Source organism: Catellatospora sp. NPDC049133 (assembly GCF_040648455.1).
Lineage (GTDB): Bacteria > Actinomycetota > Actinomycetes > Mycobacteriales > Micromonosporaceae > Catellatospora > Catellatospora aurea.
This window is the reverse complement of sequence record NZ_JBEZDT010000032.1, coordinates 36,099-53,270: the sequence shown is the minus strand read 5'-3', so window position 1 is coordinate 53,270 and position 17,172 is coordinate 36,099. Positions and strand designations below refer to the sequence as shown.

15 protein-coding genes are annotated in these 17,172 nt (G+C 71.5%); 9 read left to right on the top strand and 6 right to left on the bottom strand.

The annotated features are described in order from the left end of the window. The first annotated feature begins 46 nt into the window (after positions 1 to 46). From mgrA to AB0B35_RS30845, 4 genes are read left to right on the top strand one after another with little or no spacing between them, the layout of a single operon-like run. The gene (gene mgrA, locus AB0B35_RS30860; RefSeq protein ID WP_361051981.1) at positions 47 to 1,054 is read left to right on the top strand and encodes an L-glyceraldehyde 3-phosphate reductase; all 1,008 of its coding nucleotides are present in this window, start codon (positions 47 to 49) and stop codon (positions 1,052 to 1,054) included. Continuing rightward, positions 1,054 to 1,749, top strand: a complete 696-nt coding sequence (locus tag AB0B35_RS30855; RefSeq protein WP_360538771.1) for a nucleotidyltransferase domain-containing protein — start codon at positions 1,054 to 1,056, stop codon at positions 1,747 to 1,749. Before mgrA ends, AB0B35_RS30855 begins: the two co-directional genes overlap by 1 nt. Before the next feature lie 59 nt (positions 1,750 to 1,808). Then, positions 1,809 to 3,305, top strand: a complete 1,497-nt coding sequence (locus AB0B35_RS30850) for a PQQ-binding-like beta-propeller repeat protein (RefSeq protein WP_361051978.1) — start codon at positions 1,809 to 1,811, stop codon at positions 3,303 to 3,305. Continuing rightward, positions 3,302 to 4,066 (top strand): nucleotidyltransferase domain-containing protein, encoded by a 765-nt coding sequence (locus AB0B35_RS30845; protein WP_361051975.1) that lies wholly within the window; start codon positions 3,302 to 3,304, stop codon positions 4,064 to 4,066. The genes AB0B35_RS30850 and AB0B35_RS30845 overlap by 4 nt, the downstream gene beginning before the upstream one ends. 130 nt (positions 4,067 to 4,196) lie before the next feature. Here the strand turns inward: AB0B35_RS30845 and AB0B35_RS30840 are convergent, their stop codons facing one another. Together AB0B35_RS30840 and AB0B35_RS30835 are read right to left on the bottom strand one after the other, a co-directional pair. Continuing rightward, positions 4,197 to 4,376: a hypothetical protein gene (locus AB0B35_RS30840; protein ID WP_360538780.1), complete on the bottom strand. Its 180-nt coding sequence runs from the start codon at positions 4,374 to 4,376 to the stop codon at positions 4,197 to 4,199. 68 nt (positions 4,377 to 4,444) lie between these two features. After that, complete coding sequence (locus AB0B35_RS30835) at positions 4,445 to 5,413, bottom strand: CapA family protein (RefSeq protein WP_361051972.1); 969 nt, start codon at positions 5,411 to 5,413, stop codon at positions 4,445 to 4,447. Positions 5,414 to 5,533: 120 nt separating this feature from the next. On the opposite strand from AB0B35_RS30835, the gene AB0B35_RS30830 reads away from it, so the two are divergent. The 3 genes from AB0B35_RS30830 (at position 5,534) to AB0B35_RS30820 (ending at position 8,268) form a co-directional block, all read left to right on the top strand. Next, positions 5,534 to 6,718: a site-2 protease family protein gene (locus AB0B35_RS30830; RefSeq protein WP_361051968.1), complete on the top strand. Its 1,185-nt coding sequence runs from the start codon at positions 5,534 to 5,536 to the stop codon at positions 6,716 to 6,718. 236 nt (positions 6,719 to 6,954) lie between these two features. Beyond that, entirely contained in the window at positions 6,955 to 7,425 is a 471-nt protein-coding gene (locus AB0B35_RS30825) for a hypothetical protein (RefSeq protein ID WP_361051965.1), read from the top strand. Positions 7,426 to 7,641: 216 nt separating this feature from the next. Continuing rightward, positions 7,642 to 8,268, top strand: a complete 627-nt coding sequence (locus AB0B35_RS30820; protein ID WP_361051962.1) for a hemerythrin domain-containing protein — start codon at positions 7,642 to 7,644, stop codon at positions 8,266 to 8,268. A 206-nt stretch (positions 8,269 to 8,474) separates the two neighbouring features. Here AB0B35_RS30820 and AB0B35_RS30815 read toward each other — a convergent pair whose 3' ends face one another. Beyond that, positions 8,475 to 9,209 (bottom strand): DUF72 domain-containing protein, encoded by a 735-nt coding sequence (locus tag AB0B35_RS30815; protein ID WP_361051959.1) that lies wholly within the window; start codon positions 9,207 to 9,209, stop codon positions 8,475 to 8,477. 55 nt (positions 9,210 to 9,264) lie between these two features. On the opposite strand from AB0B35_RS30815, the gene AB0B35_RS30810 reads away from it, so the two are divergent. Both AB0B35_RS30810 and AB0B35_RS30805 read left to right on the top strand, forming a co-directional pair. Then, positions 9,265 to 10,023: a GNAT family N-acetyltransferase gene (locus AB0B35_RS30810; protein WP_361051957.1), complete on the top strand. Its 759-nt coding sequence runs from the start codon at positions 9,265 to 9,267 to the stop codon at positions 10,021 to 10,023. 72 nt (positions 10,024 to 10,095) lie between these two features. Continuing rightward, complete coding sequence (locus tag AB0B35_RS30805) at positions 10,096 to 12,207, top strand: alpha-galactosidase (protein ID WP_361051954.1); 2,112 nt, start codon at positions 10,096 to 10,098, stop codon at positions 12,205 to 12,207. Between the two features lie 107 nt (positions 12,208 to 12,314). Here the strand turns inward: AB0B35_RS30805 and AB0B35_RS30800 are convergent, their stop codons facing one another. From AB0B35_RS30800 to AB0B35_RS30790, 3 genes are all read right to left on the bottom strand, one after another. Beyond that, positions 12,315 to 12,596: a hypothetical protein gene (locus AB0B35_RS30800; protein WP_361051951.1), complete on the bottom strand. Its 282-nt coding sequence runs from the start codon at positions 12,594 to 12,596 to the stop codon at positions 12,315 to 12,317. Between the two features lie 186 nt (positions 12,597 to 12,782). Next, positions 12,783 to 13,499, bottom strand: coding sequence for a DUF4240 domain-containing protein (locus AB0B35_RS30795; RefSeq protein ID WP_361051948.1), 717 nt, complete (start codon positions 13,497 to 13,499; stop codon positions 12,783 to 12,785). A gap of 153 nt (positions 13,500 to 13,652) precedes the next feature. After that, a complete protein-coding gene (locus AB0B35_RS30790) occupies positions 13,653 to 16,970 on the bottom strand; it encodes a glycoside hydrolase family 48 protein (RefSeq protein ID WP_361051945.1) in 3,318 nt (1,105 codons plus the stop codon). Positions 16,971 to 17,172: the final 202 nt, after the last annotated feature.

Genomic DNA, 17,172 nt, shown 5'->3' with positions numbered 1-17,172 from the left:
AGGACACCTCCGAGGGGGTCCGGCGGACCGGACTAGGCTGATCCACATGACGTACGTGGCAGACCCGAAGCGATACGACTCCATGATCTACCGCCGCACCGGCCGGAGCGGGCTGAAACTGCCCGCGATCTCGCTGGGCCTGTGGCACAACTTCGGCCACGAGCGTCCCTGGGACCGCCAGCGCGACATCGTGCGCCGCGCCTTCGACCTGGGCGTGACGCACTTCGACCTGGCCAACAACTACGGCCCGCCGCCGGGCGCGGCCGAGGAGAACTTCGGCCGGATGCTGGCCACGGACCTGAAGCCGTACCGGGACGAGCTGGTCATCGCGACGAAGGCCGGCTACGACATGTGGCCGGGTCCATACGGCGAGTGGGGTTCGCGCAAGTACCTGACCGCGTCCCTGGACCAGTCGCTGCGGCGGATGGGCCTGGACTACGTCGACGTCTTCTACTCGCACCGGTTCGACCCGGACACCCCGCTGGAAGAGACGATGGGCGCGCTGGACGCGGCCGTGCGCGCGGGCAAGGCGCTGTACGTCGGCATCTCGTCGTACACCTCGGCGCAGACCCGCGAGGCGGCGGCGATCCTGAAGTCGCTGGGCACGCCGCTGCTGATCCACCAGCCGTCGTACTCGATGATCAACCGCTGGACCGAGCGCGACCAGCTGCTGGACACCCTGGAGGAGGTCGGCGCGGGCTGCATCTCGTTCTCGCCGCTGGCCCAGGGCCTGCTCACCGACCGCTACCTCAAGGGCGTGCCCGCGGACTCGCGCATCCGGACCAGCCGTTTCCTCAACGAGGACGCGCTGACCCCGAGCAACCGGGTCAAGGTCGAGGGCCTCAACGCGATCGCCCAGCGGCGCGGGCAGTCGCTGGCGCAGCTCGCGCTGGCCTGGGCGCTGCGCGACGAGCGCATGACCAGCCTGGTCATCGGCGCGTCGAGCGTGGCCCAGTTGGAGAACAACATCGCCGCGCTGGGCAACCTCGACTTCACCGCCGAGGAGCTGACCGAGATCGACCAGTTCGCCACCGAGGCGGAGATCGTCATCTAGTGCTGGACGCGCATCAGCTCGTCGTCGAGCACGGCATCCTGTCGGTGGTGGTGGGCTCGCGGGCGTACGGCCTCGCGGGCCCCGCCTCCGACACCGACCGCCGGGGTGTGTTCGTCGCGCCGACCCGGCTGTTCTGGGGCCTGGACAAGCCGCCCACGCACGTGGACGGCCCGGCCGAGGAGCAGTTCTCGTGGGAGGTCGAGCGGCTGTGCACGCTCGCCCTGACGGCGAATCCGACGGTGCTGGAGTGCCTGTGGTCACCGCTGGTCGAGCTGTGCACGCCGACCGGCGAGCGGCTGCTGGCGGTGCGCGGCGCTTTCCTGTCCAGCCGGGCGGCGGAGACCTACGGTCGTTATGCCGCGGACCAGTTCGCGAAGCTGCGGGCGCACCGGGAGCGCACCGGCGAGGTGCGCTGGAAGCAGGCCATGCACATGCTGCGGCTGCTGCGGGCCGGGGCGCACGTGCTGCGGACCGGTGAGGTGCTGGTCGACGTGTCCGACGAGCGCGAGCTGCTGCTGTCGGTCAAGCGCGGCGAGGTGCCGTTCGAGCGGGTGTCGGCGCTGGCCGAACAGCGCTCCGCGGACCTGGCGCGGGCGGCGGCGGACACCGTGCTGCCCGCCGAGCCGGACCGGGCCGCGGTGGAGAAGTTCCTGGTGGGCGTACGCGAGGAAGGGCTGGACTCGGCCGTTCGGTGACGACGGCGGCCGATCGGGTGGCCTTACGGCACGGCACGGTCGTTGTGGATACTTGCCCGGTGACCCGACCCCTCGGCCGCCGCCTCGCGCTGCTCTGTGCCGCGCTCCTCGCCACCGCCGTCGCCGCCTGCGACTCCGCCCCCGACGACCCGGCGTTCGTGTCGCCGAGTTCGGCCGCGCCGTCGGGTTCGGGCGCGCCCGAGCCGGCCCCGGCCGCGTTCAGCGGCTGGCACGACCCCGCCTCGGCCGGCAAGCCGTGGGGCGACAAGGTGCAGGGCCTGCTGACGTTCCGGGGCAACCCGACGCGCACGTACCACGGCAGCGGGCCGATGCCGAAGACCAAGCCCGAGGAGCTGTGGCGCTTCCCGAAGTCGGGCAACATGTGCCGGCCGTCGGTCGACGAGCACGGCGAGCGCATCTGGTGCGGCATGGGCTGGACCGGCCAGCCCGCGGTGTTCGAGCGCGAGGGCAAGACCTGGCTGGTGTTCGGGGCGTACGACGGCAAGGTGCACTTCCTCGACGCGACCACCGGTGAGCGGCTGCTGCCCGACTTCACCACCAACGACATCATCAAGGGCTCGGTGACCATCGACCCGGACGGCTTCCCGCTGGTGTACACGGGTTCGCGCGACGACTACTTCCGCATCATCGCGATCGACGGCGACAAGCCCAAGGAGCTGTGGAAGCTGTCGGCGTACGCGGTGAAGCCGACGCTGTGGAACAACGACTGGGACAGCTCGGCGGTCATCATCGACGACTACCTGTTCGAGGGCGGCGAGAACAGCCAGTTCCACATCGTGAAGCTCAACCGGGGCTACGACAGCAACGGCAAGGTGACCGTCAAGCCGAAGCTGATCTGGAACACCCCGAGCTGGGACGACAAGCTCATCAAGGAGGCCGGGCACAAGACGTTCTCGGTGGAGAACTCGGTCAACGTCTCCGGCAACACCATCTACTTCGCGAACTCGGCCGGGCTGGTGCAGGGCTGGGACATCAGCGGGCTGAAGAGCGGGCAGAAGCCCAAGCGGGTGCTGCGCTTCTGGACCGGTGACGACACCGACGGCTCGATCGTCTCCGACGAGCAGGGCATGCTGTACGTCGGCTCGGAGTACGAGAAGAAGAACGCCCGGTCCAAGACCGTCGGCCAGCTGATGAAACTCGACCCGAGCAAGCCGAACGACCCGCTGGTCTGGAAGATCGACGAGCGCAACGGCGGCACGTACAGCACCGCGGCGCTGCACAAGGACATCGTCATCTTCGGCACGCACGCCATGGACCTGGTCGGCGTGGACCGCGAGACGGGCAAGGTGCGCTGGCGGCACCACGTGCCCGGAATGGGCCACGGCTCGCCGGTCATCATCGACGACGTGCTGATCATCGGTGACTGCAACGCGGGCTGGCTGTACGCGTTCGACGTCGCCGACACCTCGGTCGCGCCGAAGCCGCTGTGGAAGGTCAAGCCGGGCGCGTGCATCGAGTCGACGCCCGCGGTCTGGAACGGCGTGATCTACGTCGGCACCCGGGCCGGCCAGCTGCACGCCCTCGCGCTGCGATGACGGTCACGATCCCGGACTGGACCGGCCAGGTCGCCGACGAGCAGCCGTACCCGCTGGTCTTCGCGACCGTCAGCGGCGCTCACCTGTACGGCTTCGCCTCGGTCGACTCCGATGTGGACCTGCGCGGAGCGCACCTGCTGCCGATCGCGGAGCTGGCCGGGCTGCGGCAGGGCCCGGCGACGATCAACCACATCGGCGACCGGCACGGCGTGGAGCTGGACCTGGTCACCCACGACCTGACCAAGTGCGCCAAGCTGCTGCTCGGCCGCAGCGGCGACGTGCTGGAGCAGGTCACCTCGCCCTTGGTGGTGCGCACCACACCGCTGCACGAAGAGCTGCTGTCTCTCGTGCCGGGCTGCCTGAACGCGGGCTACGCCGACCACTACCTGGGCTTCTCGATCTCGTCGGAGAAGCTGTTCGCGAAGACCGGCGAGCTCAAACCCGCGCTGTACCTGCTGCGGGTGCTGGCGACCGGCCTGCACCTGATGCGCACCGGCGAGGTGCTGGCCGACCTGAACCTGCTGCACGACGACGCGAAATTGCCGTACGTGCCGGACCTGATCGCGGCCAAGCGGCAGGGCGAGCACCGGCGGCTCGGCGTCGACGAAGGGCTGCCCGACCCGGAGCGGATCCTCGCGGACACGTACCGGCTGCGCGAACAGTTGACCGAGGCCAAGGCCGCGACCGCGCTGCCCGCCGCGCCGACCGCGTACGACGCGCTGCACGACCTGGTGGTACGGGCCCGTCTGGCCGCCCGCTGAGGGATCCGCCGGTCGCGCCGGGCCCGGCGAACCGCTGGGCCCGGCGACCGCTGACAGGCACGAAAGAGCCCGCCTGCGCCCCTGACCGGCGCAGGCGGGCGTTCATGGGCCCGCGTGGGCGGGCGGGGTGCTACCGGCGGCGCCAGTTGCGGCCGCGCACGGCGGTGGCGAAGCCGGCCAGGTGCAGCGCGACGAACAGGAAGCCCAGCAGGGACAGCGTGCCGACGGTGAACAGCGGCTCGACGCCCTCGCCGAGCAGGTCCAGCAGCAGGGCGAGCCCGAAGCAGATCGCGGCGATGATGGCGAACATCGTGACTCCAGTTATGTCAGAAGGGGTTGACTGACACTCCGATGTCCACATGCGCATGAGCGCAAACCTCAGCGCAGTGCGACCAGCAACCGGCCCTGCTCGGTGGTGGTGACCTGGGTGCCCAGCTCCGCGCAGGCCTTGCCGAACCGCCAGCCGATCCACTCCGCCTCGTGCGGCATCGCCAACCGGGTCCGGGTGAAGTCCAGCGCCAGCGGCACCGCCTCGACCGAGACCGGCCCGAGTTCGTCCACGGTCACCTCGAACAGCAGCCCCAGATCGTTGCGCAGGCCGGGATCGACGGCGTAGTCGTCGACGAAGTCGCCCATGTCGTACAGCACCGGCCCGTGCACGCCGTGGAACACGTGCGCCGAGTGCCCGGCGACCAGGGTCGCCCCGGCGGCGAGCAGCTGCGTCGCGGCGGCCCGTACGTGCCCGACCGGGCCGCTGGTCATGTTCGGACCCCAGTGCGGGGTCACCAGCGCGACGTCGACCTGCGCGGCCATCTCGGCGACCAGCTCGGCCAGCCAGTCCGGCACGCCGTGGCGCAGGTCGGCGAAGGCGACCCCGGGGCCGTCCTCGGTGGCCGCGAAGTCCTGCGGGTGGTCGGTGACGCCGAGCACGCCGAGGCGTACGCCACCGGCCTCCAGCAGCCGCCAGGCCCGCGCCCCGGCCTGGTCGGGGCCCGCGCCGACCACGGCGACCCCGGCCCGGTCCAGGTGCTCGAGGGTGTCGGCGAGCGCGACCGGACCGAAGTCCAGGGCGTGGTTGTTGGCCAGGGTCACGCAGTCCACGCCCAGCCAGGCCAGCAGGCCCGCGGCCCGGGGCGGGGCGCGGAAGAAGAACGGCTTGCCGGGCGCCGGCCACGGCTCGCCGCGCTCGGAGACGCAGCACTCCAGATTGACCACGCACACGTCCGCCGCAGCGGTGAGCTGCCGCACCTGCTCGGCGAAGATCTCCTCGTACGCGGCGTGCCCGAGGGTGAGCCGGTCCGCCACGGAGCGGCCGAGCATCGTGTCCCCCGCCAGGACGAGCTTCACGCCCTCATTGTGCTCCTCCGGCGATCTTGCGGGCTGGTTTGCCGGGCGAAATCCGGCCGTTCGCACAAGATTCCCGACAGCAGGCGCGGCGAGGGATGATGGGGGCACAGGAGGACGGCCATGCGACCCACTCTGCGGTTGGGCACCATCGCCGGCATCCCGGTCGGCGTGCACTGGTCGGTACTGCTGATCATGCTGCTGCTGGGCCAGGGGCTGGCGACCGCTGTGCTGCCCGCGGGCGCGCCGGGTGGCTCCACCGGGGCGTACTGGATCGTCGCCCTCGCCGTCACCGTGCTGTTCCTCGGCTCGCTGCTCGCCCACGAGCTGAGCCACGCCATCGTCGCCCGCCACTACGGGGTGAGCGTGCGCCGGATCACGCTGTGGCTGCTCGGCGGCATGGCCGAACTGGAGTCCGAACCGCCGCACGCCCGCGCCGACCTGCTCGTGGCGCTCGCCGGACCGCTGGCCAGCCTCGGTGCGGCGGCCCTGTTCGGCGCGGCCGCCGGCGGGCTCTACCTGACCGGCCTGGCCCCGCTGGCCTGGGTCGCGCTGGCGTGGCTGGCGCTGGTCAACGCGGTGCTGGCCGTGTTCAACCTGCTGCCTGGCGCGCCCCTGGACGGCGGCCGGGTGCTGCGCGCGGCACTGTGGTGGTGGCGCGGTGACCGGGCCTTCGCCGCCCGCACGGCCGCGCGGGCGGGCATGGTCGTCAGCATCCTGATGATCGCGGGCGGCACGCTGCAGGTGCTGTGGCTGGCCGACATCGGCGGCCTGTGGCTGGTGCTGCTCGGCTGGTTCCTGCTGTTCGCGGGCCAGGCCGAGCAGGCCGACGCGCGCCTGCGCTCCGCCCTGTCCGGAGTCCTGGTCCGCGACGCGATGACCCCGCCGCCGCCCGTGGCCGGCTACGTGACCCAGCGCCTCGACGACTTCATCACCGTCGCCGCCGCGCACCGCCCCGCCGACGCCTACCCCGTGCTCGACCCCGACGGCCGCCCCGCCGGCCTGGTCACCCTCTTCTCCCTGGCCCGTCTGTCCCCCGCCCAGCGCGCCGACAAGACCCTGCGCGACGTCCGCTTCCCCCTGGACCGCCTCACGGTCCTGTCCCCCGACGACCCCCTGGAAGAAGCCGCCCGCCGCGTCGCCACCACCCGCCTCCCCTGCCTCGTCATCTCCCAAGGCCTCCTGGTCGGCCTCCTCACCCCCGCCGACCTCTCCCGCACCATCGACCTCCACACCCTGACCGAAGGAAGGGCATCGTCGGCTCGCGGCAGCGAGACGAGCAGCGGCTCTGACCATCGCTCTACGTAGAGGAAGGGCACCCTACTAACGCCTCATTGCGGCTGAGCTGGGGAGATGCCCGCGTTTCCGGCAGGTGCGGATAGCGAGGCCGCGGCGGCGCGGCGAGGGCGGCATTATGGCGGGCAGCAGGTTGCACCTGGCGGGGCCTACCGCTCGACGTTGGCGGGCTTCCCGCCGGCAACCCACCGCCGCCCTGCGGTGCGGCTTGTTGCACATTGATGGCAACAGCGGATACCTTGCGGAACGTGTCGTCACCCGGTGTCGTCGTCGAAGCCCTCCTGCTGTCCGTGCAGGACGGCGGCCTGCGCTACCGCCGCCGCAGCACCCCGGTCACCGACGGGGCGCACCCGGACGACGTCGCGCGCCTGCTCGCGGGCCTGTCGCCGTGCACCGAGGGCGGGCTGCTGCACTCGACCTCGTGGCGGGTCGAGCAGGGAGCGGTCGTGCTGACGTACGCGGCCCTGCCCGACCTGGACCCCCGGCACACCCGTCCGGTGCGGCTCGACGCGATGACCTCCGGCCCGCACCCGCTCGCGCCCAGCCCCGCCACCGTGGACGTGGACGCCGTCGCCGCGCACGCCTGCCGCCATCTCGCGATGCTCGTCGACACCGATGCCACCGTCGCAGCCGCCACCCGGCTGCTGCCGCAGCTGTGGGAGCCGCTGCGCAAGCTCGCCCCGGTTCCGGCGGGAGCCCTGACGGCCGTCGCGGTCTGACGGGATCCGTCGCTCCTCCCCGTCCCGCCTGATCCGCGCCGGTCCTCCGCCGTGCGGCGTCGACGCCTACGGCGCGCTCCCGGCGTCGGGATTGCTCCTTCGCGGGCAGCGCGGCCACGCCGCCGATTCCGCGAGAGTGGCCGATCGACGACTAACGCCGCCTCTTATCGGGTAGATGTGGCTGCGAGGGAACTGTCGGACCTTTGGGAGGAAAGTATGAGCCAGACCGCGAGCAGCACCACCCGGCGCAAGGCCACGACCGCGGCGAAGAAGGCCACCAAGGCGACGAAGACCGCGGTCAAGAACACGGCGAAGACCGCGCCCAAGACCCCGCAGGGCAAGAAGTCCATGCCGGCGGCGGCCGTGGGACAGGACGCGATCACGATGCTCAAGGACGACCACAAGGTGGTCGAGAAGCTGTTCAAGGAGTTCGAGAAGGCGGGGGATGCGGCGTACGCCAAGAAGCGCAAGATCGTCGACCAGGTGATCGCCGAGCTGACCACGCACGCGTACATCGAGGAGAGCCTGTTCTACCCGACGGCGCGCAAGGCCGCGCCGGAGACCGGTGAGCACGTGCTGGAGAGCGTCGAGGAGCACCATGTGGTGGCCTGGATGCTGAACGAGCTGAAGAACACCGACCCGCGCGATGAGCGCTTCGACGCCAAGATGACGGTGCTGATGGAGAACGTCCGCCACCACGTCAAGGAGGAGGAGCAGGAGTGGTTCCCGGAGGTCCGCAAGGCGATGAGCCGCGGTGACCTCAAGGAGCTGGGCGCGAAGATGGAGGCCGCCAAGAGCAAGGCCCCCTCGGATCCGCTGTCCCTGAGCAGCGCCAAGGCCTGAGCCCGACCGGCCGCCGCCCCGACCGCGCCCGCGGTCCGGGGCGGCGGCGCCGTTTTGCCGCCGAAGTCGACCCCCGGCTGTTCCGCCGCCTGGAGCCTGCGCACCTCGGCTGGTTCGCATACCGGCGGCTGGTTGATCCGCTGCCTCGATCGCCGACGCAAAGCCGCTGCTCAGCACAGAGACACGGTTAAGAAGGTGCCCTTCCTCTACGCAGCGCGATGTGAAGGTGCCCTTCCTTTCAGGAAATCGGCGTCGGCGATGGCGGCGGCGTGGGAGTCGTTGTTGAAGTAGACGTAGGCGGGGGCGTCGGCGGGCGAGGTGTCGGTGAGGCGGGCCAGCCAGGTGGTGAGGGCTGCTCGGCCGTAGCGCGGGCGAGGGGTGGCGCGGCCCTCGTGGAGGCGGAGGTAGGCGAAGTCGGTGGTGCGCCAGAGGGGGGTGATCGGGCGGCCGAGGCGGTCGGCCCAGCACAGGGCGGCGTGGTGGTGTTCGAGGACGGCGCGGGTCTCGTCGGTCCACCAGGAGCGGTGGCGGGGTTCGACGGCGACGCGGATGCGCGGCGGGAAGCAGCGCAGGACCGCCGCCAGGGCCTCGGGGTCGGCGGGCAGGGTCGGTGGGAGTTGGAGGAGCACCGGGCCCAGGTGGTCGGCGAGGGCGGCGGTGACGGCGAGGAAGCGGTCGACCGCTTCGCGCGGATCGCGCAGGCGTTTGATGTGGGTGAGGTAGCGGCTCATCTTGACCGCCATCACGAAGCCGTCGGGGAGTTGGTCACGCCAGGCGGCGAACGTGCCGCGAGGCGGCAGGCGGTAGAAGACGCTGTTGACCTCGACGGTCGGGAAGTGCTCGGCGTAGTGCCGCAGCCAGAGCCGCTGCGGCAGGCCGGGCGGGTAGAACGGGCCGCGCCAGTCGGCGTACTGCCAGCCGGACGTGCCGACGAGGATCACGGTTGTCTCGTCACCCGAAGCGGGGCCCGGCAAACCCGCATGTGATCATCGAGCGGTGGCGGTGACGGGTGTGCACGATCGGGACGAGCTGGCGCGGCTGCTGGGCGGCGCTCCCGCGCTGCACGCGTACCAGCTCGGTGACCTGGACGACTTCTTCTGGCCGTACACGACCTGGTATCGCGACGGCGACGCGGTCGCGCTGATGTACCACGGCGGCGGCCTGCCCGTGCTGCTCGCCTTCGACGACCGCCCGCGGGGCTCGCACACGCTGCTGGCGGGGCTGGTCCCGCTGCTGCCGCGCCGCTTCTACGCCCACCTGTCGCCGGGGGCCGAGCAGGTGCTGGCCGCGCAGTTCGACGCCGTGCCCGGCGGCCCGCACCTGAAGCTGGCGCTGACCGACCCGGCCGCGCTCGCCGACCCGCTCGGCGACGTGCTGACCGGCGCCGACCTGCCCGAGCTGCTGGCGCTGTACGAGGTGGCGTATCCCGGCAACTGGTTCGACGCGCGGATGCTGGAGACCGGGCAGTACGTCGGGGTGCGCCGCGACGGCGAGCTGCTGGCGGTGGCGGGCGTGCACGTGTGGTCGCCGAAGTACCGGGTGGCGGCGCTGGGCAACGTCACCACGCATCCGCGGGCCCGGGGCGAGGGCCTGGCCAGGGGCGCGGTGTCGGCGCTGTGCCGGCGGCTGCTGGACACCGTCGACCACGTGACGCTGAACGTGATGGCCGGAAACGCCGCGGCCCGCTCGCTGTACGCCGGTCTCGGGTTCACGACGGCAGCCGAGTACGGCGAGTTCACCTTCACCGCTCGTTGACGTGCCCCGTCCCGGCTCCTACGCTCTACGCCGTCCGGTGATGTTGGATTTCGTTGGAACGGGTGGAATTCCGTGGGTGGTTCGGAGCTGGTGGCACTGCGCGCCACCGGGGTGTCGCTGGTGCTCGACGTGGCCGGGCCCGGCCTGCCCCGGGTGCTGCACTGGGGCGCCGATCTCGGCGAGACCCCGCTCGACCAGCTGGCCGACGCGCAGGACGGGGGCGGCAACGCCCTGCCACCGACCGCGGCGCTGCTGCCCACCCAGTACGACCGCTGGGCCGGCCGCCCCGGGCTCACCGGCCACCGCGACGGCGGCCCGGGCCACCTGCGGCTGACGCTCACCGCGCCGGTCACGGCCACCGTCGACCCGGCCGGCGGCGGTACGGTCACGGCCCTGTCGCACGACGAGGTCGCGGGCATCGCGGTACGCACCGAGCTGGAGTTGACGCCGCAGGGCCTGGTCCGCCAGCGCCACGCCGTGACCAGCACCGCCCCGGGCGCCTGGCACCTCGACAGCATGCTCTGCCTGCTCCCGGTGCCCGCCCAGGCCGCCGAGGTGCTCGACTTCACCGGCCGCTGGTCACGTGAGCGCGCCCCGCAGCGCAGCGCGTTCGGCGACCAGACCATCGCGCACGAGAGCCGCCGCGGCCGCACCGGCTTCGGCGCGCCGTCGCTGTTCACGGCGGGCACGCCCGGGTTCGGCTGGCGCACCGGCGAGGTGTGGGGCGTGCACGTCGGCTGGTCCGGCAACCACCAGCACCTGGCCCAGCGCCTGCCCGACCGCGACGGCGTGCTCGGCGGCGGCGAGCTGCTCGAACCCGGCGAGGTACGGCTTGCCGAGGGCGAGACTTACACCGGCCCGTGGGCGCACTTCGCCTACTCGGCAGCGGGCCTCGACGGGCTGTCCGCGGCCGTGCACGGCTGGCTGCGCGCCCGCCCGTCGCACCCGGTCACGCCCCGGCCGCTGACCCTGAACACCTGGGAGGCCGTCTACTTCGACCACGACCTCGCCAAGCTGACCGCACTCGCGCGCACCGCCGCCGAGCTGGGCGTGGAGCGCTTCGTGCTCGACGACGGCTGGTTCCTCGGCCGCCGCGACGACAAGGCGGGCCTCGGCGACTGGCACGTCGACCCGGACGTGTGGCCCGACGGCCTGCACCCGCTCGTGGACGAGGTGACCCGGCTCGGGATGCAGTTCGGGCTGTGGGTCGAGCCGGAGATGGTCAACCCCCGTTCCCGGCTGGCCGAGCAGCACCCCGACTGGGTGCTCGCCGCGCCCGGCCGGCTGCCCGAGGAGCAGCGCTGGCAGCACGTGCTCGACGTGGCCCGCCCCGAGGTCTTCGCGTACCTGCTGGACCGGCTCGACGCGCTGGTCGCCGAGTACCGCCCGGCGTACCTGAAGTGGGACCACAACCGGGACCTGGTCGAGGCGGTGCACGGCGGCGCGGCGGGGGTGCACGCGCAGACCGAGGCCGTGTACCGGCTGCTCGACGCGCTGCGCGAGCGGCACCCCGGCCTGGAGATAGAGTCGTGCTCGTCCGGCGGCAGCCGCGTCGACCTCGGCGTGCTGGCCCGCACCGACCGGGTGTGGGGTTCGGACAACAACGACCCGCTGGAGCGCCAGCACATCCAGCGCTGGACCGGCCTGCTGCTGCCCCCGGAACTGGTCGGCTGCCACGTCGGCCCGCCCGTCTCGCACACCAACGGCCGCGCCACCTCGCTGGCGTTCCGCTGCGCCACCGCACTGTTCGGCCACGCGGGCATCGAGTGGGACATCACCGCCTGCACCGACGACGAGCGGGCCGCCCTGCGTTCCTGGATCACGGCGTACCGGCGGCTGCGCGGACTGATCCACACCGGACGTACGGTGCGGGCCGACCATCCCGACCCGACGGCGTACCTGCACGGCGTGGTGGCCGCGGACGGCGGGCACGCGCTGTTCGCGTACGCCCAGCTGGGTTCGAGCGCCCGGGACGGCGCGACCCGCCTGCGGCTGCCCGGCCTGGACCCCGACGCGGCCTACCGGGTGTCCCTGCTGCCCGAACTGCCCGGCCCCCACCTGCACGGCCGCCCCTGGCAACCGAACCTCGTACTCACCGGCGCGACCCTGGCCGGGCACGGCCTGCTCGCACCCCCGCTGCGCCCGGCGGAGGCCTTCGTCCTGGAACTGCACCGCGAGCCCTGACCACCCACCCCACTGCGTTGATCATGAACTTATGGCACGGCTCGACGGCGTGTCGTTGCCACAAGTTCATGATCACCCAAAGGGGGGTGGGCGCTGCTCGGCCGGGGTCAGGGCTTCTGCTGGCGGCGCTGGGCCTGGATGCCGGCCCCGAGCGCCACGCCGACCGCGATGCCCATGCCGATGCCCAGGGCGAGGTTGTCCAGCGCCAGGCCCAGTGCCGCGCCGATGGCCGTGCCGAGCGCGATGCCCAAGGCCAGGGCGCTGCCCCACTCCTTGCCGCCCTCGGCCTCGGGCCCGCCGCTGCCCGCACCGCCGGCCGGCCCCTCCACGGGCTTGTCCGCACCACCGGGCGGGTCTTCCACGGGCCTGTCCGGTCCCCTGTCCGTCATGGTCGCCTCCCACTGCCTACGCGTCCGGTCGGGGCACCACATACCCGACCCGCACCGAACCATGTCAGACGCCGGCAACCCGCGCATCGACCGACTGCCCGCGGGCGTCCGGCGAGTGGCGGTCGGACCTTGACTCCAACCCCCGGGCGGGTCCACTCCGCCAGGCCGGTCGCTTCGGCAGGCGGCTCACTCCGGCAGGCCGGGGATCGCGAGCTGCCCGGGGATCTCCGGGATGGGGCCACCCGCCCCCGGCTCGTCGGACGGCTCATCAGACTGCTCGAACCGGCTTGCACCCGGCGGCAGCGGCACCGGCGGCAGCGGCTCGGACGGCAGGTGCGGGAAGAGCCGGGCGAGTGCGGGCAGGCGGCGGGCCGTCTCGGCCGGGTCGTCGAAGTTCCAGTGCTCGTCCTGCAGGGTCTGCAGCCGGGGCTCGCGCCGGTGCTCCTCGACGGCGCGGTAGATGTTGGCGCCGTGGCCGCGTACGCCCTCGAAGGCTTCGGAGGCGGCGTAGTTGAGCTCCTCCCACTCCGGCCACTCGTCCGCGCGCCAGTCGGCGCGCTCGCGACCGGCCAGGGCGAGGATCTGCGACTCGAGGGCCAGCGCGTCGGGGTCGTCGACCAGGCGCTCGAAGGCGTCCCGGCCCAGGCTCATCAGCCAGGTGCGGAAGTAGCAGAAGCCGTCGTCGGAGCAGCCGCCGAAGATGCGGTAGGCCGCGCCCCACATCAGCCAGGTCATCGCCCGGTCGGACGCGTCGTCGAGGTGCGCCTCGAAATCCAGGATCTCCTCGACCTCACGTGCCGCGAGCTGCCCCTGGATCCAGCCGGCACGGCGCGCCCGGTCAGGTTCCTCCCGCACCGCACGCCCGACGAGCCCCCAGAACTCCCCCACATCCACGGCAGGCACTCTCCCACATCCGTCCGACGGTCCGACCCCGGCACCGATATCGATCACGGTGCCAGGGCGGCGACACGCCGACGAGCCGTGCCATAAGTTCATGATCAGCGGAAACAAGGGGGCCCGGGCGGGTCGGGGGTGACCCGCCCGGGGTGGAAGGGGTCAGCCTGCGGGGAACAGGCTGCCGTAGTCGGCGAAGGCCATGGCGATGTCGGACTGCGCCCAGAAGCGGTGGTAGGTGAACGTGGGGGCGGGGCCGGTGCCGTTCATGTACGCCTGGACCGCGGGCCAGGCCGGGTCGGTGGCGTAGAACGGCCGGACGGACATGAAGGTCGAGCTGGAGTTGATCGGCACGCCGGTGCCCATCATGCCGCTGAAGCCCGAGGGGACGTACATGCCGGTCTGCGTGGTGGAGTTCCACACGTCGTCGAACCGGTTGTAGTCCTCGCGAACCTCGGGCACCACGATGCCCTTGGTGTCGTTCGCCTTGAGCAGGATCATCCGGTCCAGCAGGCCCTTCGCCGTCGCCTTGGCGGAGTTGCCCAGGGTCGAGCCGTTCTCCTTGGCCGCGTAGTAGATCAGCGTACGGGCGTAGGCCGCCGCGACGCCGACATCGTTGCTGGTCTTGGACACCGTGACGTGCAGGCCGGGGTTGGCCGCCGGGGTGCCGCCGCCGCTGAAGTTGCCGGACGGCTGGCCCGACCAGGTCATGTCACCGGGGATGGTGAACGTCGAACCCGAGCCGAGCGTCGTGTTCGCGATCGCCCAGGCGACCCACTTGTCGAGGATCGTCTTGGCCTTGGCGTTACCGGTGACGTAGTACAGCTCCGCCACCCGGTGCAGCGACCACGCCTGGAAGCCGAACCACTGGTTGCTCGGCGGGTCGTGGTAGACCGGCTTCACGTCGTACGCCATGCCGTAGAAGGTCGGCGTGCCGGACGGCGGCGCCGAGTAGTTGCCGTTCCAGCTGTTCGTCGCGCCACCGGCGATGGCGCCCTCGGCCGACTGCAGCCAGAGGTAGAAGTCCAGCTGCCGGGTGAGGCTGATGTCCCAGTCGGCCGCCGCCGTGGGCGACAGCGGGCGCAGCGCCGACGGGCCCGACGAGCCGAGCACGTACGCCGCCAGCGGGTTCTGGTAGCCCTGGTGGTTGTGGCTGGAGCCGATGCGCCACGACCAGGCACCGCCGATGTCGCCGCCCCAGGCGTAGTACCAGGACATCAGGTAGTTGCTGCTGCTCTTGCCACTGCCCGGCGTGCAGGAGGTGGAGGTGCAGCCCGGGGTCTTAAAGTACTTGTCGTACATCGCGTACCGCAGGAAGTCGCCCATCTTGGCGGCCTTGGCGATGGTGGCCGAGATCTGCGACTGGTTGCCCTGGGCCGTGGCCCACTGCAGCGCCCAGTACGCGGCCTCGACGGCACGCGCGTCGGCGTCCGGCGCGTTGGTGTAGCGCCACTGGTTGGTGCCCGAGCCCTGGATGAACAGCGACGGGAAGTTCGCGAACCGGCCCGTGTCACAGGACGGGTGCGCGACCGTCTCCCAGGTGGACTCCTGCGGCCCGCGCTGGAACGTGTTGATGTAGGTGACGCGCTGGGTGCTGTCGCCGCACTCGGCGCCGGTGCGGCCGGTGCCGTACTTGTACACGTCGTCGACGTCCAGCAGCCAGTGCATGCCGTAGATGTTGCGGTTGCCGTACGTGCTCTGCAGCTCGTTGGCCAGCGGGTCCTGGCCGGCGACCACGCTGGTGCTCAGCGCCACCGGGTAGCCGTTGGGCTGCAGCGACTCGGGCGCGTAGTCGGCCGGGTCACTCGGGTTGTACGTGCTCTGCCCCGGCTGGGCGGCCGCGGACGGGATGATGTACTGCTCGGTGATGTTCCAGGCGTTGTTGAACGGGGTCCAGTTGCCGGTGACCCGGCCGTACTGTGCCTCCATCCAGATCCAGAAGCTGAACGCCTCCGACGTCGTCTCGTGGCCGTGGTCCGGCGCCTCGACGAGCAGCGTCTCGATGGTGTGGTACGGGATGCCCTCCGGCGAGAAGTAGCCGTTGGCCGGGTCCTTTAGCTTGTTGTACTGCGTGGTGAACTCGGTGATGTAGGCGTTGGCGGTGTTCTCGTCGTCGACCTCGGTCGCGGTGACGGTCACCGAGGTCAGGCCGCTGGAGGCGACCGTGATCGGCCGGGTGCCGTTGGTGCTGTCGGAGTCCTGCGCCGCCGCCAGGGTGACGTTCTGCGTGGTGTTCCAGTTGCTGGTGGTGAACGTCAGGCTCGCGCCGGACGAGACCGTGATGCTGGTGTCACCCGAACCCGCGGTGTTCGTGACCGTGACATTGCCGGTCGGCTGGATCGCCAGGCGCACCGCGTACACGGCGGCCGAGCCCTCCGGCACACTCACGCTGGTCGGCGAGACCACGAGGGACTGCGTGGTGGTGGTGTCGTTGTCGGCCTCGGTCGCGGTGACGGTCACCGAGGTCAGGCCGCTGGACGCCACCGTGATCGGACGCGTGCCGGCGGTGCTGTCGGAGTCCTCCGCCGCGGCCAGGGTCACCGTCTGGGGAGTGCTCCAGTTGCTCGTGGTGAACGTCAGGCTCGCACCCGACGACACCGTGATGCTGGTGTCACCCGAACCGGCCGTGTTGGTCACCGTCACGTTGCCGGACGGCTGCGCGGCCAGGCGCACGGTGTACGTCGCCGTGCCGCCCTCCGGCACGGTCACGCCGGTCGAGGAGACGACCAGCGACTGCGGCGTGACCGAGTCGTTGTCTGCCTCGGTCGCGTTGACCGTCACCGACGTCAGACCGCTGGCGGCGACCGTGAACGGCCGGGTGCCGTTGCTGGTGTCGGAGTCCTCCGCAGCCGCGAGGGTCACGATCTGGTTGGTGTTCCAGTTGCTCGACGTGAACGTCAGGCTGGCGCCCGACGACACGGTGAGGTTGGAGTCACCCGAACCCGCGGTGGTGGACACGGTGACGTTGCTGCTCGGCTGGGCCGACAGGCGTACGGCGTAGGTGGCGGTGCCGCCCTCGGGCACGCTCAGCGACGTCGGCGACACGACCAGGCTCACCGTCGGCGTGGTGCCGCCGCAGGACACCCCGTTGATCGCGAAGTTGGACGGGTTGGTGTTCGTGCCGCTGTACGAGCCGTTGAAGCCGATGCCGGTGGACGCGCCGGTGGCCAGGTTGCCGTTGTAGGACAGGCTCGTCGCGGTGACGTTCTGCCCCGACTGGCTGTAGTTGGCCGACCAGCCCTGGATGCCGCCCTGGTTGCCGGGCCAGGTCCAGGTCAGCGACCAACTGGTCAGCGGGTCGCCGGTGTTGGTGATGTTGATGTTCGCGCCGAAGCCGCTGCCGTTGTCCCATGCTTTCGTATAGGTCACCTGGCAGGACACGGCGGCGTGGGCCGGGGACGCGATCGTCGCCCCCGTGACCACGACCATGGCGCCGACCGCGACCAGCGCGACACGGCGTCTCAACGTGCGGATACTCACGAGATCTCCTCATGGAGCGGGTGCCGGCCGCATGTCCCGGATCGGGCCGTGGACGGGACGGATACGCGGCGGCCGCGCAGCGGCCAACCAGGCGCCGTCCGGTCCCACCGGTTGCCCTCGGCCGCCCGATCCGCGTGAGGCTCCACACGAGTAGATGCATCGTCGCATCGACCCTTGCTGATCACAAGGGTCGATCATGCAG